Consider the following 21,489-nt stretch of genomic DNA (forward strand, 5'->3'; position numbering starts at 1 on the left):
TGCAATCGATATGATAAAGAAAAGCAGTAGCACATCCATTACCCAACCTGAATTTAAAGCGTTTATTCGCATTATCGGACGCGGCCAACGTGCTGGAGGTACGTTAACCCAGACTCAGGCATATCAAGCCATGGGCATGTTAATCAACAATGAAATTACGCCCGAGCAAAAAGGCGCATTTTTAATGTTGCTTCGCGTGCGAGAAGAAACCGCCGAAGAATTAGCCGGTTTTATTCAGGCATTTCGTGAGGTAAATAATCCTCATTTAGCTGCGTTACCTATTGATATCGACTTGGGATGCTATGCGGGTAAACGACGACATTTACCGTGGTTTTTGTTGGCAGTGATAGCCATCGCCCAAGCGGGCAAAAAAGTCTTTCTACATGGCACCCACGAGCCCGACTCAAATCGTTTGTACTTAAAAGACGTATTGCCTCAATTAGGTATTAGTGTGGCTAAAAATACCCTTGAGGCCACGTTGCAGCTAGAGCGGGTTGGGTTTAGTTACATGGACTTGGGGGATATTAATCCACAACTTGATGCGATGATTCAGTTGCGCAGCCAGTTTGGTTTGCGCTCATGTGCGAATACCTTGGCACGTATGTTAAACGCTAGCCATGCACCTTGCAGTTTACAAGGGGTATTTCATCGTGATGTGGACCGTAAACATAGTCGTAGTGCTGTGCTGGTTAATCAGCAAACACCTAATGAAAATAACAAAATTTTGTGTTTTCGCGGAGAAGGGGGCGAGGTCGAGTATAACCCTGAGCGTGACGTAACATTGCATTTAGCACAGGGCGATGTTGAATCTACCGTTGATGTGCCAGCATCACTTTCTCATTGGGTAACAAAGCCTAGAACGTTAGATGTGAGTCAGTTAGTGTCGGTATGGCAAGAGAACGAGATCAACGAATACGCCACGCATGCCATTATCGGTAGTCTAAGCTTGATGTACCTCTTAATTGACAATATTTCACTAGCAGAAGCGCAAATTAAAGCGCAGCAATGTTGGCAAGCACGCAATAAAAACTGGCCTTTTAGTGTATCTACCCAAGATGATGCATCTATCTTTGATACCAGCGGTAAGCATCAAGCACATTAGTCGCCTGTTAATAGCGCAATATAGCGTCCGTTTTTATGCGCTGAAGAGCCTTCACACCGTGTGCTACGTGGGGCTGCAACGTATTGTAATACAGTACTTCTTTAAGGTTAATAAATTTCGCGGTTGATTTTTGTGCAACTCGACGCACCTTTCTGGTGCGCTTGCACAATGGTATACAAATAAATGTAATTTTATTATTTATTTATAAAGTTAACTTGTTGTTTTAATTGAGGTAATCTTTTGGCTTAAGCTTTGCACTTGTGACGCTCAAGACATATAGAGATTATTAATCTGGGAACATCCTTTGATATCCATAGCGAAACCTCAATCCAATTCAGCTGCCTCGGCACAACTGAATATTTTGCTCATTGATGAAAATGTTCAGCGCGCTGAGTCGATAGTCACTGCCCTGGATAAAACGCGTTACAAGGTGAGCCATTTAGCCTCTAGCCAGATAGGACTGTTGAAGCAGGTTGATAAAATTCAACCCGATATTATTGTTATTGATATTGAGTCGCCAAACCGAGATATGTTGGAAAGCTTGCATACCATTTCGCATCACAATCCCAAACCAGTGGTGATGTTTTCTTCACAACAAGATACCGAAACGATAAACCTCTCAGTACAATCTGGCGTGAGTGCCTATGTGGTAGGTGATATCGATCCCGAGCGCGTAAAACCTATACTCGATGCAGCGGTGGCACGCTTTAGAGAATTTCATAAATTAAAAGACGAATTAAACGACACCAAACATGAACTTGAATCAAGAAAGAGCATCGATTTGGCTAAGCGTCTACTCATGAAAACCAATAAAATGAGTGAAGAACAGGCATTTCATAGTATGCGAAAAACTGCAATGGACACTGGTCAGAAGCTCGAAAACGTTGCGAAAACGATCGTTTCTATGTTGCGTTCGTTGGAAAAAGGAAATGAACATGATTAAACCAGAGCAATCGGATATTACCCTTGGCTTTATTCCCCTAACCGATTCAGCCCCTCTTATTGTCGCCAAAGAATTAGGTTTTTTTGAACAATGGGGGTTGAATGTTACTCTGCAAAAGCAGAACTCTTGGGCAACACTGCGCGATAAACTACACGCCGGTGTATTAGACGCGGCACAAATGCTAGCACCGATGCCAATTGCTAGTGCGCTAGGCTTAGGATCTTCGCCCGCTAACGTCATTACGCCTTTAGTACTGAGCTTAAACGGTAATGCTATTACGATTTCTGAGGCCTTGCTACAAGAGGTGCTTAAAGAAAACAATATCGCGAATATCACGTTACCCATGGCGGGTTATTTACTACAAAAAGTCATCGACAAACGCAGAAATAGAGGCTTGCCTAAGCTTAAATTTGCCACTGTATTTCCTTATAGCTGCCATTTTTATCAATTAAGAGATTGGCTTAAAGCGTCGAAAGTTGATTTAGACAATGTTGAAATGGTCGTTGTGCCGCCTGTTAGTATGGTGGCCTGTTTAGAGAGCGGCGAAATTGACGGTTTTTGTGTTGGCGGGCCCTGGAATGCTAAGGCGGTACGTGCTGGTATTGGAATGACTGCGCTGACGTCATTCGATATATGGCAAGACTCTCCTGAAAAAGTATTAGGCTTATTGGAGAGTTTTCATCAGAAAAACCCAAACACAGTTTTGCTTTTATGTGCGGCGCTAAAACAAGCCTGCGCGTGGCTTGAGTCTGTACCCAATCGCTTTGAAGCTGCGAGATTACTGTGTCAGCCAGCGTATTTAGACGCAGCATTAGATGTGATTGCGCCATCGTTGTTAGGGAGTTGTTTAACCCATAAGTCACTCCCACCGCGCAGTATTCCGTCTTACAATCAGTTTTCGGTGAGTAATAATGGCTGTATTAATCAGCCAGAGTTGGTGCGCGGTGAATGGTTAATTAAGCACATGGTCAGTGCTGGACAAATCCCGCCAGATATAACTATTCCGTTAGATTTAGTAGGAAGGGTTTTTCGCCCAGACATATACCAAAAAATGCGCTTATTGATTGCAGATCAGGCTGAGCAATTTTATCGTCGGTCAGGTTAGCGACAGTGTTTTACGTTCTAATAAATAGAATGTTTATTGCTATTTAATGTGATTTTCGTTCGGTTAAATTTGTTTACACTAGCCGCAATTGAATCACATTTGATAGAGGAACACTGATATGAAAAACGTATTATTCCTAAGCGCCAGTCTGCAAGGCGACAAAGGCCAATCGAGTAAGTTAGCTGCTGAGTTTGTTGAAAAATGGCAAGAAGCTGAGGAGATTGATTTGCTTAAAGTCGACCTAAATGATCTGAATCTACCTCATTTAAGTGCCCAAGAAATGCAAACCTGGAGCATGGTCAGTGACAATATGACCCCAGAGCAAGTTAAGTTAGCAGCTTATTCAAATGACTTGTTAGCGCAACTTGAGCACAGCGATGCGGTTGTAATCGGAATGCCAATGTACAACTTTACTATACCAACGACTTTCAAAGCGTGGATAGACAGAGTTGCACGAGCAGGGCGCACATTTAGCTATACAAGTGAAGGCCCCAAGGGACACTTAGTGGGCAAAACCGTCTATGTGATGGCTGCTCGAGGAGGGGTTTATCAAGGCACAGAGAACGACACTCAAACACCTTATTTACGCTTAGTTTTGGGCCTGCTAGGGATAACTGATGTGCATTTTATTTATTTAGAAGGGCTGAACATGGGCGAAGAATTTGCACAAAATTCTTGGCAACAGGCCCGCGAACAAATCAATGAGCTGTTACCAGCAATAGCATAGCGTTCTGCTTGTACCACCTAAATAAAAGCCCGATCTACTTCGGGCTTTTTCGCAAATTTTTTACGTCGTTAAATAAGGTGCCTATTGCACCTGAACCGTTAATGTACGTTCAATTGTGTTGATAAAATCTTTATCCGTTGGCTTAGTCGATGACGCGTAGGTGTTTACTAAGTGGCCGTTCTTATCCATTAGGTATTTATAGAAATTCCATTTCACTGTGGTGCCTGATTTTTTTGCTAGCATCTTATAAAGCTGATCGGCATCTTGCCCACGTACTGGCATAGCTTCAAACATGGGGAACTCCACCCCATACGTTAATTCGCATAACTCAGCCGTTTTACCTTCGTCTTTATCTTCTTGGTTAAAATCGTGAGAAGGAAAACCTAATACCACTAAGCCTTGGTCTTTATATTTACTGTACAATGACTCTAAACCTTTAAACTGCGGCGTAAACCCACAATAGCTAGCGGTATTGACGAACAGTACCGTTTTACCGGCGTAAGCTTCACACATGTTAACGGTCTCTTGGGAATTAAGCTTACGTTTCACAAACTTAAGTAAGTCTGGGCATTCTGCGCTGTAGGCTATATTGCTGATAAATATTAAGCAGACAATAGCGAATAATTTCTTCATGGGAACCTCGGCTTTCTTGGGTAAATAAAATCAGCTGGTATTGTCATTATAGTGCTGACTATTTTGTAAGTGTGTTTGTGTAGGTATTTAATCTGATTGATTTTACGTTTAAAGTAAATTGTTATTCAAAATAATTTATAAAATCCGCAGGGAAAACAACAATGTATAACTATTCTAAAAAACTACTTGTGGTACTTATTTCTACCAATCTATTCGCTTGCAGTGCTATGTACACCGCTGATTCACCCCCAAGCCAGAATATAAGTACGGCCCCAGCTATCTCTAATGCAGCTAAAACGGATCCTGCAGTTGCGCAACAGATGCAGACCATTGCTAGTCAGCAAGGTATTACTTCATACGGCGCAAAGCTCACTTTGGAGCAAATAATGGCGGATCCCGACTGGATAGGTCGTCAGCCTTTAAGCAGTTATTGGGGAGATGATAATCAAACAGTTTATTATCAGCGCAAAGAGAAAGGATCACCCCTAAAGCATTTATGGCGGCTTGACAGCGCACTAGCAAAAAACACCGAAGTCACATCTAATCGTGACGAACAAGACAGTGATCACGCCAGTATGGTGGCGCTAAATCAACTGCAAAGCGAATCGTATGCGAACCGAGTAAGTAACCGTTCGCGCACGCAGACTGCATGGGTGTTCGAAGGTAATATATTTATTAAAAATGTTGCTACTGAACAGGTTCGTCAGTTGACACAAGACGGTGAAGTACTCCGAAATATACAATTTTTAAATGATGGTAGATTGGCGTATCAGCGCATAAATAGCATTTATAGCCTTGATCCAACGACGGGTTTCTCACAAAAGTTAGCATCATGGCAATTTGCTGAGGCGCCAGAACCGAATACAGCACCAGCTGATTACATTGCTGAACAGCAGATTGACTTAATTAATTACGTGGCTAAAAAACGCCACGATCGTGAATTACGCTTTAAGCAACAACAGGCTTTGTCAAAGCAAAACACCAGCCTGGCGCCTGATGCATTCTATTTCGATGAAAAAGATGAGTTGGTGCAAAGTAGTGTGTCACCGGACGGTAAATGGTTAGTGCTTGCAACAACCAAAAGCCAAGAAGACCGCAGCGACGAAGATTTAATGCCTGCTTATATCGGTGAAGATGGCCGGATTGACCGTAAAGAAGTGCGTCAACGTGTGGCAGATGCTAAGTCGGTGAATCATCAGTTGTGGTTGCTGGATTTGACCACGCATAAAAAATATCCGCTAAGTTATCAAACGTTACCCGGATACAATGAAGATGTATTGGCCGATGTGAAACGCGAAAATGCGCAAGCCAAGGGCGAAACCTATCAAACTAATCGGTTACCGCGAGATATAGTGGTAATGACTGATTGGTATTGGTCTCAGGGCGCGATTCAATGGCATAGTGACGCAGGGCAAGTTGCTGTGATGTTAGAAGCATGGGATAACAAAGACCGCTGGCTAGCCACGATAGACTTAAAACAGCATAAATTGGTTAATCAACATCGCTTACACGACGATGCTTGGGTCAACTATCAATTTAATAGTTTTGGTTGGCTGAATAATACTGAGCAGCTGTATTATTTATCAGAAGAATCTGGCTACGCCCATCTTTACAGAAAACCACTAAATGCAAAAGCGACAGCGTTAACGTCGGGACATTTCGAAGTCGACAATTTAACGTTAAGCCATAACGACCAATACATGTATTTCAAAGCGAATCAAAAACACCCTGGGATTTACGAAGTTTATCGAGTGACGTTAGACACTGGCGAAATTGAAGCATTAACAGACCTAAACGGCATGACAGACTACGCGTTAAGCCCGAACGAGAGCAAGTTACTGCTGACGCATTCGTCACTGACCATGCCGCCTGAGCTCTATTTGCAGGACGCGGAGCCAAATGCACAAGTCATCCGCTTAACGCATACCATCAGCCCTGAATTTTTAGCATTGAAATTAGCCGCGCCGGATATCGTGCCAGTTGAATCAAGTCACACGGCACAGCCGATTTTCTCGCGGGTGTATAACCCTGTTAACACTCAAAACAAATCTGATGAAAAACGCCGAGCCGTTATTTTTAATCATGGGGCAGGGTATTTGCAAAATGCTCATCTGGGTTGGTCAGGCTATTTTCGTGAATTTATGTTTCATAATATGCTAGCCCAACAAGGTTATGTGGTGATGGACATGGATTACCGTGCTTCTGCAGGCTATGGACGTGATTGGCGCACTGCTATTTATCGTCATATGGGAAAACCTGAAATTGACGACTTACGTGATGGCGTTAACTGGTTGGTTGAAAATGCTAATGTAGATCGTGAGCGTATTGGTACTTACGGTGGTTCTTACGGCGGCTTTATGACCTTTATGGCTTTATTTACCCAAGCCGATTTATTTCAATCGGGTGCGGCTTTACGCCCAGTTAGCGATTGGGCACATTATAATCATGGTTACACCTCAAATATATTAAATATGCCCGATGTGGACCCTATCGCATATGAGCGCAGCTCCCCTATATATTTTGCTCAAGGCTTACAAAAACCACTCTTAATAAATGCACCTATGGTTGACTCAAATGTATTTTTTCAAGACACGGTGCGCCTTGTTCAGCGCCTGATCGAGCTAGAAAAGCAAAATTTCGAAACCGCTATATATCCCGTAGAATCCCATGGTTTTATACAGCCAAGTTCTTGGCTAGACGAATACCGACGTATTTATAAGTTATTTGAAACAACCTTATAAGCATTTTACATTACCCCTGAAGCTGAAACGGTATCGAAAATACCTTCATCTAACGTTAAATACCAAGCCCAGCCATTAACGCTGGGCTTTTTTATATGCGGTGCGAGAGCCATGAAAAAGATGAATCTACTTGCCTTAAGTTCGCTTTCTGGTAATTTCGTAGCGAAATTTATTTTGAAAGCTCGCAAGAGAATAACGTCAGAGACGAGATACCATGCCAAAAGCAAGTGAAGTAAAAAAGAACGCTGCCATCGAACATAACGATAAAGTGTATGTAGTAAAAGAAATAAACAAACTTACGCCAAGTGGCCGTGCGGGCGCTAGCTTATACCGTATGCGTTTATACGAAGTGACTACAGGCGCAAAAGCCGACGAAAGCTTCAAAGCAGACGAGATGATCAAAACCGCAGATTTCGTACGCCAACCTGTCACGTTTTCATATATCGACGGTGACGAATATGTGTTTATGAATTCAGAAGATTACACGCCGTACAATCTGAATAAAGAAACCATTGAAGAAGAATTGCTGTTTATCGCCGAAGATACCGTCGGCCTACAAGTAATGATCGTTAATGGCTCAGCAGTGGGGATTGAATTACCACCCAATGTTGAATTGCTTATTACAGAAACCGATCCGTCAATCAAAGGCGCGTCAGCCAGTGCTCGCACCAAACCGGCTACCTTAAGCACTGGCTTAACGGTACAAGTACCGGAATATATTTCCAGTGGTGAGCGCATCAAGGTCAGCACCAGCGAGCATAAATTCGTTAGCCGAGCAGATAAATAGCTAACTTATAATACCCGTTCTCACTACGAACAAGCCCACGGTGTTAAATCACAGTGGGCTTTTTTATGGGTAGATATAATTATTTTATTGTTGCTGGATATCCCTAGTTTTTTATCTAAAAAATATGATTAGTGGTGAATATGCTTGTAGAAATTGAGCAATCTGCAGATTGTAAGAACCGTATACTTTCGAGAGTATTTTGGATGTATTTCATGAACATGGTTAATCTTGGTCTTAACTTGCAGCCTGTGTTTTTAGTAACTTTTTGAGGTAATTCAAACTTCACGTTTAATTGGCGTGAACGCAGTATAAGAGTATGACTGATACTAAATAAAAATATTGACTTTACGTGAAACACTACTAAACCTAAGTCTTCAGGTAAATTTATTTTCCATTTGGAACGTAAAGCAAAGGAATGAAATACGATGCAAAGGGATACGCTGACCATATTGAATCTTTTAAGATTCAAGCACGCTCGATTCACTCCGCCAACACCACTATTTATTGTCATTCTATTACTGATAAGCAGTGTTTCTCTGTTCTTCTCATCTACTACGTACGCGAAAAAACAGAACGAAGACACAGTAAAGATCAAGATACTTGAAAATAAAGAGTACAACGAATGCAAGTTCGTCAATGAAGTGATCATTGGCGTTAAATATAGGTTAAGGACGATGGATTACGGTACGCTCATAGCTGAAATAACTAATGATGGTGTTAGTTATTATGAAGCCGCAATTGTAGATATTGAGCGAGGAGAAGGCGAAGTTATCATGACTTTTGATGCAGGGGACTGTGCAATCGATATGCGTGTAGTCGTTAGATAATGAGTGAAGCATATTATTTAAAAAGCATAAATTTGGACACTATTTAAACTGCGCTTTCAATGGACTGTGTCATGGATACAGATACTAAAGAGGGATTTTCTATGAAGTTTCATAGCAGTTTAAGATTGGCCATATGTTTACTTAGTGTTTCAAGCATAGTGAAGGCGGAAGTGGTTGGACTGACCGATGGTCAATTTAGGGTCGACGAGTCAGGTGCAGCTACCTACACGGTACCGATAATTACACCTGCTGGTAGAGCAGGGGTAACGCCAACCATTGCATTATCTTATTCCAGTAATAATTTATCTGAGGGACCACTTGGTGTGGGTTGGTCAGTCAATGGCATCTCGGCTATTTCTCGTTGTTCCCCAACACCTGTTTACGACAACAAAATTCATGCAGTGAAATTTAACAAACAGGATAAACTTTGTCTCGATGGGCGGCGACTCATTCTTAGGTCAGGTGACTATTTAACTCCGAATAGTACTTATCGATTTGCGGTAGATGATTTTAGTAAAGTTATTGCTCGGGGTGGTTCCAGTACAAATGGCCCTAAGTATTTTGAGGTTCATAACAAAGCCGGTGAAGTTCACTATTATGGTGACTCTGACACCATCAGTTCAATGTTTAATAACCACAACGATGCGTTTATTGAGCCAGGTGGTTTTACTTCTGGCCTAAAAGCTAAAACCTGGATGTTGAAAGTTGTAAAAGATATAAAAAGTAATTTCACTCTCTATAATTACACTAAAAATACATCTAAAGGTTCCGTTTACCTCAACAATATACAATATTCGGGCAATATGGCACGGAGTAAACAACCATTTGCTAAAATTCAATTTGTTTACGGTACGTATGATAAGGGATTTAAAGGTTACTACGCTGGGGGGCATACGTTTCATGACCAACTTCTTGAGCGCGTAGATACATCTATCGACAACGAAATTCATCGCTCCTACTTTCTGCGTTACGAAAAGTCTAACGTTATTGAAGAACGAACATTACTGACGTCTATTCAGGAATGTCCGGATAACAATAGTGTTATGAATAATTGCCGTAAACCTACTTTATTCGAATGGCAACGCCCTGCTCTTGCACACAGTGGAACAAGACGAGTATGTGAGTCAGAACCCGGTTTTACTAACTTTTGTTATGATGCGCCATATACTACCAACTACAACCCATTTGCGTCCTACGGTACGATTACAAACTCTGCACCGAATCATCATACGTCTCAGGTATTTGATATCAATGGAGATGGCTTTCAAGATTTAGTTTATGTTGATGGACGATATTGGTACGCCAAACTAGGTCCACATTTCAACTCCCCAAAACGCTTATCGAATGTAGGAGTAAGTAAAAAGAATTACGCAATGAGCATCGATTACAATGGTGATGGGGTGCGTGATCTCTTGGTGGCTAATGGCCAAACATCTAACTGGTATGCGATTTCTTATCAACCATCTAATGCTGCGTCTACTCACTGCTTTTCTGGAGAGCCCTGCGATAACTATATTTACACATCATCCGTAAGAGTTAAAAACCTTGGTGTGATGGCGATAGGTTTAGAAGGAGAAGCGCAGGTTATGGATGTTAACGGAGATGGTAACGAGGATATTGTTTTCAGAAATGGAAAATATCTGAAGACACATCTCAATGATGGTGATGGAACATTTACGCCAAATAAAAATTTATTTACATTTACAAATACCCCTTCTATTGGCTCGTTAAATGGACGTTACACAGAGCAGTCAGGTGATATGAAGTCTTCTAGTCAAATCGATATTAATGGTGATGGCCGCTCAGATTTGATAATGAAAGTAACCACAACGACAGGTGGATGTTACTTACGGGGACGACTTATTCGAGGGATTTCTAGTCGGTGGGAATGTCAGTCTGATTTAATGGGGACTTGGAGCACACATACTCGCACTAAAAACCATATTTACTTAGCGTCTGGATCATTGGCGTCACCTAGTTTGACCGAACTAACGAGTTTCAGTGGTTACGTAGAGAATATTCGAGTCGCTGATTTTAATGGTGATGGTCTTAGTGATTTAGCATATGTGAGTAATAATGAATGGTTTTACCGTTTGTCAGACGGTAAAAATTTACTTAGCCCAAAAGGGATGAGCTTAACGACAGCTTCTAACCGTAAAAACTTAAACCAGTTCGTTGATTTAAATGGTGACGGCAGAGCAGATATCCTTCACGCTGCAAGCACATCTAATTGGAAAATATACTTTTCGAGACCGACTTCAACAGGAGAGTGGATATCATTCCAATATAGAGGGATGAAATCATTCGATAAAAATGCCGTGGTGCGATTTGGTGATGGCAATGGGGACGGGAAATTAGACATGCTTACCTCGACGGGTAGGTCTTGGAAACAGTATTACAATCGTAAAAATATTAAAGAGTATGTGATTCACAGAGTTACTAATGGCTTCGGTGTGCCGACCACAATTACTTATAAACCGATGACAAACACTGATATGTATGTAATGCAGGCATCAGATTATAATATTGATTCGGATACGTTTTCTCCGATATCTGGTGCCTCCTTGGTTAGTCAAGTAAGTACACAAAGTAATACTCACTCCTCAGTGAAAGTAAAGTATCAATACGGTGGAATGCTATTTCACAAGAAAGGTCTCGGTGGTCTTGGCTTCCAGATGTTGCGCACTACTGATCTGCAGACCGGCGTTATCTCTGAAACACAATATTTTCAGAAATACAGTGGAAATCATGCTGCTAAAATTGGGCTGCCAGTGTACTCCGAGCAACGTAAAAGTGGCTATTTATTGTCGAAAGCAATCAATACGCTAGGAGTCAAAGGCACTGCTCAAGGTGGAATTCATCCTTATATTGCGCGCTCAGAAGAATTTGCTTACGTTTACAACTCAAATGGCACTAATACGCCCTTAAGCATAACAACTACGACCAAAAATAATGATACTTGGGGCAACCCAACAATGATCAATGTTAGGGTTACTGATCAAATAAACGATCATTACCTTAATACCAAAACAACGAATGCATGGGGCAATTCTACAGAACAAAGATATGGAAGATTAAAGCAAACCACAGTTGTAAAAAATAGAACGGGGGACGCGAATAATAAAACAAGAGTCTCTACGTTTTCATATCGTAGCGATAAACTCCTTGCTGGAAGTGTGATGTCCCCGACTAACCCTCGGACAAAATTGACTACGGCATACAGTTACGATATTTATGGTAACAAGACACAAACGTCAATAACGGGATACTCCACCTCAACTGCTGGTAATCAAACGCGTACGTCTAAAGTCGTGTACGACGGGGAAGGTCGTTACGTTAACTATAAAGAAAATACTTTAGGCGAGCGTAATACCTATAAGTACGATGGAAAGTCTGCAAGCACAGCCAGTGGCGTTATTGATAATATAACTCAGATCGGCCCAAATGGAATAGCTACTAGAACCTATTATGATAGCTTTCAGCAGGTTCGTCGTGTTGATTATGCTGATTCCAAAAATGCATATACTACCCGCAGCTTCTGTAATGGTTGCGTCACTAACTCATATTATAAAGTGGTCGATACTCTGAGCGGATCCCCCAGTAAAGAAAGTTATTTTGACAAGTGGGGGCGGGCTGTAACTTCAAGAGTTAAAGGATTTGATGGTTCTTGGTGGACGAGAAACTCTACCTATGATGCTCAGGGACAGCTGAGTCGAATATACGAGCCTAATTCATCCTTGTATACCGAAACGATTTATGATGACTTAAATCGACCTGAAGAAATCCGTAAACCTGACGGTAGTAAAGTACACCATGATTATAATGGCACTGAGTCTCGCACTACAGATGAATTAGGTCGCTATAGTTACCTCTACAGTAACGGTTTTGGGGAATCTGCCTCTTCTAAAGATCACCATCATAACACCGTGACCTTTAGTTACGATGCTTTTGGCAACTTAACGAAAACACGCACTCGCGCACATAATAAAAATAGCTACATTACCAATACATTCGATGAGTGGGGCCGTAAAACTCGCACCGTCGACCCAGTAAAAGGTACGTGGAACTACACCTATAATGCCTTCGGTGAACTTTATACACAAAGGACAGCGCGTAATCATACTACAACGTTTAACTACGATAAGCTGGGCAGGATGGTACGCAGTTACGAACCAAGTGAAGGAACCTCATGTTGGTTATACGGTACAAAGAGCAATTTGTCGCATAAAGCGGTAGGTAAATTATTATCAAAAGCTAAATATGAACGTGCAAATATATCCTGTAGTTCACAACCAACACCTACTATAAAGAAGCTATATTACTACGACTCACTGGGACGGGTGAGAAAGGAGACCACACAAATTGGAACAACTCACTACAACCAATTGCGCACATACGACAGTTATAGTCGCCCCAATTTAACCACCTATCCGACTGGGACAGAGTCTGTAGTGGCCAAATCACAGTATAATAAATATGGTTATCGTTACAAATTATCACGGCTAAGTGACAATTATCTATTCAGTGAAGTAAAGAAAATGAATAGTCGTGGCCAAGTTACGGAAATGAAAAACGGTAATTTAGTCGTTACTAAATATGGTTATAACACTCAAACCGGTTGGTTAAATTCCATCGACGTAGCAAAGAATAACAGGTTACTCCACTATCTTGACGTCGGCCACGATGTTCGGGGAAATGTTAAGTCTAGACGCAGTAATTATGCATCCTCGATTGGGATTAGAAGTGATTTTACTGAAACCTATTCATATGATGGTTTGAATCGTTTAAAAAAAAGGACCGTTAATGTCGCTGGTGGAACTAGCTCATTACCATCTGCATTTAAAGCATCTCAGTCGTATAACTATGATAATTGGGGGAACATTACCTATAAAACGGGAGCTGGATATTACAAATACGACAGTAATCGAGTTCATAAGCTGTTGGGCGTCTATTCGAACTCCAATTTCACAGGCACCAAATACTATTTTGGCTACGACGCAAATGGAAATGTTACTAATGATGGCAGTAGATTATTTACCTATAGCAGCATAGACAAACCAACTCGAATAACAAAAGGCAGTGCTATCTCTAATATGAAGTATGGCGTCGATAAAGAGCTGTATTACAAAGATGATAGTTTTGTAGAGAACGGTAAAAATGTCCGGTACAGACGCTACTATATTGGTGCTTACGAAAAACTTGTTCGAAATGGAGGTAATGGCAACCTGACCGAACATAAATACAATATTGGAAACGCTGTGATTACTTACCGGAACGGCTCGCGCACCACAAGTTTTATTCACAAAGATAATCAAGGCTCTGTTATCTCTACCACTAATCATTTGGGGCATGTCACTACGCAAGCCATCTACGACCCGTTTGGTAAACAAAGTGAAGTATTTAAACATTCAACCTATGTAACGTCGCTCCCCGCCATTACCGACAGAGGTTATACCGGGCATAAACAAATGAATCATCTGGATATAATCCATATGGGTGGTCGGATATATGATTCGACGTTGGGGAGATTTTTGCAGGCTGATCCGTTTATTCAGGCTCCTATGAACAGTCAGAACTATAACCGTTATTCGTATGTTTTGAATAATCCGTTGAGTTATACCGATCCGAGTGGGTATTTCTTTAAGAAGCTTGGTAATTTTGTTAAAAACTATTGGAGAACCATTGCTGCTATAGCTATCAGTGTTTATCTTCCGGGAGCAAGAGGATTACTTCAAGGTTGGGGAGTAACTAACACAATCGCTCAAGGATCTATTACAGGCTATGTTGCAGGAGGGGTTGCAACAGGCTCGTTAAAAGGTGCGCTTGTCGGTGCGCTTACTGGTGCTGCATTTGGAGCGCTCCATAGTTGGAATATAAATGGATTTCATTCTGGTAAGGCTCTAGCTCATGGCGCAGTTGGTGGTATTGGCAGTGTATTAAGCGGTGGTAAGTTTGGGCATGGATTTGTTGCCGCTGGTTTTACACAAGCAGTGAGTCAAGGTGGTGATATATTTGTAGACGGTGATAGAGTTAGAAATGCAGTTAAAGCTTCTGTTATTGGTGGAACAGCTTCTTCGATAACTGGTGGTAAATTTGCAAATGGTGCTATTACAGGTGCTTTCTCAAGACTTTTAAATGATGACGCGATGATTGCGCGGGCAAATAAACTATTTAAACAAACTGAATTTGAGAATATGGCTTCTGCTAAGTTAGAGGCAGGAGTTGATACCCCAACAGGTTCATCCGTGGCAACTGATGGAGAAAATGTTATTTTCTCTCAATCTAGAAAAATAAAAGCAGGAATTGTTGATGTTTCTCTAAGCGAATCTTGTAATTCAGGTTCCGGCTGTTCAAGTGCCTTAACTGTTGCTAAAGGAGTTTCATTTATTGATGAAAATTTGGCATCAGCTCAAGCAAGTGGAACAATAACTACAGATGGTGATTTGTCAGGGGCATTAAAAGGGAAGATTGTAGGACATTATATAAAAGGAAGTGTCACTATTCATGGCTCATCCGTTTTAAATAATGCCGCCACAATAATGAATATACCTGAAAGTAGCCACAGGGATTCTATTAAATGGAAGTTAAATCAAAAACTTCTTGGAAACTAAATTTATGAACGTAAAAAAATTATTACTATCCTTAATTGTGTTGATGAATTTTACATCCATTACAGCTGCCAAAGAAAATGAAGTAATACGTATGACCACTATTGAAAAATATATGCTTGCTAAAGATTTAGCTGATAAAGGTGATACTAATGCGATGCTTGATGTTTTTGCAATTTTTTACAGTACTTATCCAGAATTAGAGAGCAAAGCCCAAGAATCAGCAAACTATCTCATGCAATCAGCTTCTAGGGGAAATATAAATGCACAGTACAATATGGGATATTTACAACAAACAGGAGATTTGTTTGAAAAAAATGTTGATAAAGCAATTGTGTGGTTAAGAAAAGCTAGTGAGCAAGGGCATGTAAAAAGTAATCGACAACTAGGCTTTATATATTTGGAACTGTACAAAGTAAATTTATCCAAAGACTGCTTGTATGCTGAATCAAAAAATTGGTTTAGCAAAGGAGCTAAACTAGGAGATTATCCTTCGTTAAGGCAATTGGCCTTAGGTATTTTAGCCCATGAACAAGAAGGCCATGATGAAGCTTTAAAAATGTTAGAAGAGGCATTTGCTCATGGTGACGCTAGATCAGCAAGATACTTAGGAATGTATTCTATCTTACGATATGAAGAATATGGGGATGAAGAATATTTTAATCAAGCAGTTGGCTGGTATCAAAAATCCGCAATGTTTGGTGACAATATCTCAATTAGATGGCTTCAAGAGAATTTTAATAAAGCCAACGTTAAGCAACCTTGTGTTAAAAATTAGTTTTGGGGGCATAACTTGTGAGGCCGCATGTGGCCCGGGATTTTACTGCGCAGTTAAGCACGGATCTGATTATGGACATGGGTTATGAAACTGCATATGCAAAAAGTGTGATGTTTAACCCAGTTGGAAGTGTAGGAGCAAATATATACTCTTCTGGGAATGTTAGTGGCTTCTACCAGTCTTTGGATATATGTGCCGTAGGCTGTGTTAATATCGAAGGGAATTATCAAAACTGTCGTTTGGAACATCCATTGGGCCAGCTGGAGGCTCCTAAACACTCCATGTATAGCGGATGTCTTACGACATCCGCTTTTTTTACACGCTGTTTTAGAACTTAGCTCTTACGCCAAGGCTAACAGAACGGCCTGAAAGCGGTACTTTATCCTTAATATAGGAAGAATGTACGCGACCCTCTTCATTGGTTAAGTTGTTACCCTTTAGATAGATAGTCATATCCATCTTATCGAGATCTAAATAATAATTAGCCGAGGCTGATAGCATGGTATAACCATCTGTGTCGGTTTCATTTGAAGCTATTTTGTCTTGTTTACTATTGCGTACGACTTCAATTTCACTGTGCCAATTACCTTGTTCATAGTGTATTGAACTACCAACTCTCATGGGGGGGATACGTGGTACGTTTCCACCTTCATCCAATTTAGCACGGGTATAATCGCTGAAAATCTCCCAACGTAGCTCGTCGGTTATATGCAAATCTAGCTGGGCTTCGAAGCCATAAAGAGTGGCGTCCTGTTGTTGGAAAAGCACCACGGGTAAACCGTCTGTTTCTTCTTCAGGTTCACCATTTAGCGCTACATCTGCATCAAAACTCGCTTGTGTTATTAACTGCCCGTCAACAGACACCAAGCCGGTACGTTGTTCAAATATATAATTGCCCACCTGATTATGAAACAAGCTCACGGACGCATTCCAAGCATCGTCCTGGTATCGATAGGTAAAGTCTAGATTGTTAGATTCCTCTTTATCCATATCTTGTGAGGCTTGGCTAAGGGTATACACGCCTTCTTGTTCATCAATCGTAAAACCGCCACCAATTTCATAGACGCCTGAACCTATATGTGGACCATAGGAAAATATCTCTGAAGCTGAGGGGGCTCGCTGGGAGTAAGCGTAGTTAAAGGCCAGTGAGTGATGATCGTCAAGATTCCATACAACACCAGCGGAACCTGATACTGCAGTATAATCTTTATTATCAAAAGAGAGATTGCTTAATTGTTCTAAATCAGCATAGAAATCATTATTTACCTTGTGTTTAAGGTTTTCTGCTCTGGCGCCTAACTGCCACAACAATGCACCCATTTCATGTTCTTCCATTAGAAATACGGCTGTCGTGTTGGTTTTAGTCGGTGGGGTAAAGGCTTCTTCACCTAAGGCTGAAAAATCTAAATGGTTATAGTGAAGTCCCATTACGCCTTTCCAACCAGCGACGACTTCATGTTCGGCCCATAACCTTGATTCTATGGTTTCATTTTTGAACGTTGTACCGGCTTCAGCACCTTCAAATTCAGTATGTTGGTAATCGGTATAAGCACTTTGTAAATGAACGGCCTTGAAAAAGCCACTTAGTTTGTTCCAATCGACCACACCCTGGTAACGATTTTGTTTTAATTTGATATACACATCTTCTTCTACAGGTAAGCCATATTCAGAGTCCATACGACCGTAAGAAAGTGCAACGCGTGTATCGTCGGTGATCCAGCCTCCGCCAAGATTATACCCGTGAGCACTGATAGATGAGTTTGCAAGCTCGCCACTGCCGCCGTCTTCATTGATATCAGCCGGTACCGGAATTTTATAGTCACCGGTTTTACGATTATAGCCGTCAACATGGAAGACAAAATCACCACTTCCTACATTTAAATCGGTTGAAAGTGTTTTTGCGTCAGCGACATTATCGTACTGGGCGAAAACTTCTCCAGTGAGTCCTTCTTGTCGTTGGGTGGGTAACCGATTATCAACCACATTAACAACACCACCTATGGCGCCGCTGCCATACAACAACGTTGCTGGTCCTCTAAGTACCTCAATTTGGGTTGCCGTTGAGGTCTCTGTCGCTACCTGATGATCAGGACCAACGCGAGAGGCATCAGAGGCATCTAAACCATTTTGTACCACTTTGATACGTGGGCCATCTAAGCCTCGGATAATTGGGCTACTGGCTACAGGTCCGAAAAAAGAACTGTGTACACCAGGCATGTTTTTAAGGGTTTCACCAAGGGTTGCGGCTTGATTCTGATCCAGCTCTTCGCCACTAAGAATACTCACCGGTGTACTCGATTGAAGCACCGTTCTGTTTAATGGTGACGCGGTGATCAGTAGGGTTTCAATATCCTGCTCATCTTTTTGGATATTTTGATCATGGTTCTGTGCTTGTGTGTGCGTACTAATAGCGGCTAATACAGCTAATAAAATGGTAGTGTGCTTCGTTTTCATCTTGATGTCTCTTGCATGCATATCAAATAACAGCCGGTATATCGTTAAATAACCGGAAAAATAGTGGGTTTAATAGGGACTAAAATACTGAAGGGGGATCACGATTTCCTGCTGTGCGCACAAACAGCGGAAGATAGCGTTTAATCTTTATTTCAATCGTAAACCCTACAAGGGGCAAAGCTAATACAGGTGGGAAACCAACAGGTATGGAATTATCAAGGTTATGAACCGTTAAGCATAGAGCACAATGATTTTCGCTCTGTGAATTATGGGAATTATCATGCCAATCGTAAAGAACACTGGCCGCAACACAAAGCAGCAGCACAAGCACGAGTGTGTATTTCAACATCGTGGACTGTTTTCTTAGTGAGTGGAATGAATTTTTTTGCATGATTGTTATAATATAACATCATTGTTTTTATTTTGTCGAGTGTTAATCCGCTCAATTAATAACTGAACTAAAAATAATAGTGATTGTAATCAATGAAATAGAAAAAGGCAGTGAGATTTCAAAACTGCATTTTGAAATCTAGCACTAAGGGTAGGCTAAAAATCACGCTTATGGGCTAAGCAAATCATTGTGCGTTATGGTTTATTTTGATTCCACACCCGCGCCCAAAACAATAGACCACTCATTTACATGCCAACTTTTCACCAAACCATTTAATACGTAAGGGTCTCGAGTAGCAAAATCTTCTGCTACTTTTGCGCAGCTACCTTCAAATAATAACGCAGCGCCAATAGTCGGCTCGGTTAGTGCGCCGCCTAATCTTAACTCCCCTCGGTCAGCCGCAGATATTGCTAATTTTAGGTGTTCTTCACGATACGCTTCGCGCTTTTGCAAATATCCTTGCACAACGTCGTAGGTCAATAAATAGTACATCTAGGTTTCCTATTTTTAGTGGTGATGCATATTGGCCGCGATGTTAATAACTGCTATCACAATGATGCGTAATTTGGTTAAGCGGTTGTGTTAACGTCGAGCAAAAGACATCTTTGACAGAATGGAATTTTGAAGCGCGGCTCTATTTTACGATGCCTTAATTGTACGCGTTATTAAGCAAAAAAGGGTTATGGCTGTCTAATCATATATTCTGATATCGAATACCTTAAGTATCCCACAGTAGGGTATTTCGTGCATAAATCTAATGGATATTGCATTTTTGTTGGTTAGAAACCATTTAACGTAGGTCAAAAAAAGACCAGTATTGCTGGCCTTTGTTGTTATCAATATAAGCGTTAGTTTATTTAGGTAGCTTGAATGTCCAAACTGAACCACCTTGATTGAAATGCTTAATGCGCTTGGCTACATCGCCGCCCCATAAAGGTACAGCGCCGCCCCAGCCTGACAATATGCCGCTTTAATCGTTTCTTTATAGTAAAATGAAACGAGTTCGTTAACGCCATCAAAGTCCCATCCGTCCCAAAAGGGTGAAAGCCAATGCGTTATTCTTGTTGCTAGAATAGAGGTAACGGGTGCATAGGCGCTATGCTCCCTTTGCACAGAAAAACTCATACTTTAGAAGTAATAACTAGGTCTATAGGGGCTGTGAGGGTAGAAATAGGGTGGTTTTAGTACTCGTAAACTTAAAGATTACAGTCATCCGGTGAATATTCTCGTCATCAGTATTTGCACCCTTGCTAGTTAATCGGTGCATTACTTAAACCTAATTCAATGCGTAAATATCCAAGAACCTAAATTAATCCGCGATGACGGTATGCTATAGATTTTGATCGTAAATGAAAAAGAAAACCCTCGCTTATTGCGAGGGTTCAAAAGAGTGTTTAGCGGTTGCGGTTAATAAAACCAACCGAACCTTGTAAAGATATGAATGGACTATTTAATTTATACGAATGTTTTTTCCAACGTTTTATCGCCGTTAAATAATTCAAATATTTTGTTGTTAAGCGCACTGTTACCTACCGCGTAGGCGAGGGCACTTGCTACATCTTCACGGGTGATGGTCATTTTATCTTTGCTATCAGGCTTTGCTGATTGGAAGCTGCCCTTTGCATTGTCATCGGTCAAGCTACCAGGGCGTATGATGGTGTAAGTCAGGCCGCTTTGAATAAGGTGCTCATCTGCCATATGCTTGGCCACCAAATACGGTTTCATTTTGTCCGATCCTTGCGCGGGGTCGTCTGCACCGATTGAGCTAACCATAACAAAATGAGATACACCGGCATTTTTTGCGTAGTCAGCCGCTTTGCATGCTGCCCATAAATCGATCAGCATGGTTTTGTCTGCGCCTGTGCTACCGCCAGAACCTGCACTGAAAATAACTTGGTCACATCCTTTGAATGCGTGGCTAAAATCTTGTTCTAAATCACCTTCCACAATCGTTAGCTTATCGTTGGTAATGTCTGCTAACTTTGACTTATCTCGTACTAAGGCCACTACTTCTTGACCATTATTAAGCATTTTTTGAGTGGTCATTTTGCCAATTTGTCCACTTGCGCCTATGATTAACGTCTTGTTCATTTGTCATTCTCCTAAAGTCTACTATTCCTCGTGTAAAGAAACCGCTTATGCTGACGGTACGATTTTGTTGGGCTGAACATATTTTTGCTCATTGGCTAATAACACTGGGGTCTTATAATTCCATTTCAACGATAAAGAGGTTATTAGCATTTGTACGCTGATATATGCGATAAAGAACACAGGGAAGGGGAAAATGATTTAATAGGGTGGAAAATAATCATTTTGGGCTTTAAATAGGCTGATTGATTATCTATTAACAAGTATATGCAAATTCCCATGTGAAATACTTGTTTTTTAATACG

15 protein-coding genes are annotated in these 21,489 nt (G+C 41.1%); 9 read left to right on the forward strand and 6 right to left on the reverse strand.

Translation table 11 applies throughout. The features are described 5' to 3' along the window. Positions 1 to 10: 10 nt before the first annotated feature. From GQS54_RS09630 to GQS54_RS09645, 4 genes are all read left to right on the forward strand, one after another. On the forward strand, positions 11 to 1,102 hold the full coding sequence (locus tag GQS54_RS09630; RefSeq protein WP_166423790.1) for a glycosyl transferase family protein: 1,092 nt from the start codon (positions 11 to 13) through the stop codon (positions 1,100 to 1,102). A gap of 304 nt (positions 1,103 to 1,406) precedes the next feature. Continuing rightward, positions 1,407 to 2,045 carry an ANTAR domain-containing protein gene (locus GQS54_RS09635; protein ID WP_166423791.1) on the forward strand — a complete coding sequence of 213 codons (639 nt, stop codon included), beginning with the start codon at positions 1,407 to 1,409 and terminating at the stop codon, positions 2,043 to 2,045. Further along, complete coding sequence (locus GQS54_RS09640) at positions 2,038 to 3,150, forward strand: CmpA/NrtA family ABC transporter substrate-binding protein (RefSeq protein ID WP_166423882.1); 1,113 nt, start codon at positions 2,038 to 2,040, stop codon at positions 3,148 to 3,150. The genes GQS54_RS09635 and GQS54_RS09640 overlap by 8 nt, the downstream gene beginning before the upstream one ends. A gap of 118 nt (positions 3,151 to 3,268) precedes the next feature. Continuing rightward, positions 3,269 to 3,877 carry an NAD(P)H-dependent oxidoreductase gene (locus tag GQS54_RS09645; RefSeq protein ID WP_166423792.1) on the forward strand — a complete coding sequence of 203 codons (609 nt, stop codon included), beginning with the start codon at positions 3,269 to 3,271 and terminating at the stop codon, positions 3,875 to 3,877. Positions 3,878 to 3,958: 81 nt separating this feature from the next. On the opposite strand, the gene GQS54_RS09650 is transcribed toward GQS54_RS09645, so the two are convergent. Further along, a complete protein-coding gene (locus tag GQS54_RS09650) occupies positions 3,959 to 4,510 on the reverse strand; it encodes a glutathione peroxidase (RefSeq protein ID WP_166423793.1) in 552 nt (183 codons plus the stop codon). A gap of 161 nt (positions 4,511 to 4,671) precedes the next feature. Between GQS54_RS09650 and GQS54_RS09655 the strand changes: the two genes are divergently transcribed. From GQS54_RS09655 to GQS54_RS09675, 5 genes are all read left to right on the forward strand, one after another. After that, on the forward strand, positions 4,672 to 7,251 hold the full coding sequence (locus GQS54_RS09655; protein ID WP_166423794.1) for a prolyl oligopeptidase family serine peptidase: 2,580 nt from the start codon (positions 4,672 to 4,674) through the stop codon (positions 7,249 to 7,251). Between the two features lie 214 nt (positions 7,252 to 7,465). Further along, entirely contained in the window at positions 7,466 to 8,038 is a 573-nt protein-coding gene (yeiP, locus tag GQS54_RS09660; protein WP_166423795.1) for an elongation factor P-like protein YeiP, read from the forward strand. A 449-nt stretch (positions 8,039 to 8,487) separates the two neighbouring features. Continuing rightward, the gene (locus GQS54_RS09665; RefSeq protein ID WP_166423796.1) at positions 8,488 to 8,865 is read left to right on the forward strand and encodes a hypothetical protein; all 378 of its coding nucleotides are present in this window, start codon (positions 8,488 to 8,490) and stop codon (positions 8,863 to 8,865) included. A gap of 71 nt (positions 8,866 to 8,936) precedes the next feature. Beyond that, entirely contained in the window at positions 8,937 to 15,476 is a 6,540-nt protein-coding gene (locus GQS54_RS09670) for an FG-GAP-like repeat-containing protein (RefSeq protein WP_166423797.1), read from the forward strand. A gap of 4 nt (positions 15,477 to 15,480) precedes the next feature. Beyond that, entirely contained in the window at positions 15,481 to 16,251 is a 771-nt protein-coding gene (locus GQS54_RS09675) for a tetratricopeptide repeat protein (protein WP_166423798.1), read from the forward strand. A gap of 327 nt (positions 16,252 to 16,578) precedes the next feature. Here the strand turns inward: GQS54_RS09675 and GQS54_RS09680 are convergent, their stop codons facing one another. The 5 genes from GQS54_RS09680 to GQS54_RS09700 form a co-directional block, all read right to left on the reverse strand. Then, positions 16,579 to 18,705: a TonB-dependent receptor gene (locus tag GQS54_RS09680; RefSeq protein WP_166423799.1), complete on the reverse strand. Its 2,127-nt coding sequence runs from the start codon at positions 18,703 to 18,705 to the stop codon at positions 16,579 to 16,581. A 79-nt stretch (positions 18,706 to 18,784) separates the two neighbouring features. After that, the gene (locus GQS54_RS09685) at positions 18,785 to 19,054 is read right to left on the reverse strand and encodes a hypothetical protein (protein WP_166423800.1); all 270 of its coding nucleotides are present in this window, start codon (positions 19,052 to 19,054) and stop codon (positions 18,785 to 18,787) included. A gap of 243 nt (positions 19,055 to 19,297) precedes the next feature. Further along, the gene (locus tag GQS54_RS09690) at positions 19,298 to 19,588 is read right to left on the reverse strand and encodes a YciI-like protein (RefSeq protein WP_166423801.1); all 291 of its coding nucleotides are present in this window, start codon (positions 19,586 to 19,588) and stop codon (positions 19,298 to 19,300) included. A gap of 423 nt (positions 19,589 to 20,011) precedes the next feature. Next, on the reverse strand, positions 20,012 to 20,209 hold the full coding sequence (locus GQS54_RS09695; RefSeq protein WP_166423802.1) for a hypothetical protein: 198 nt from the start codon (positions 20,207 to 20,209) through the stop codon (positions 20,012 to 20,014). A gap of 342 nt (positions 20,210 to 20,551) precedes the next feature. Then, complete coding sequence (locus tag GQS54_RS09700; RefSeq protein WP_166423803.1) at positions 20,552 to 21,187, reverse strand: SDR family oxidoreductase; 636 nt, start codon at positions 21,185 to 21,187, stop codon at positions 20,552 to 20,554. Positions 21,188 to 21,489: the final 302 nt, after the last annotated feature.

This window comes from Paraglaciecola sp. 20A4 (assembly GCF_011378905.1).
Taxonomy (GTDB): Bacteria; Pseudomonadota; Gammaproteobacteria; order Enterobacterales; family Alteromonadaceae; genus Paraglaciecola.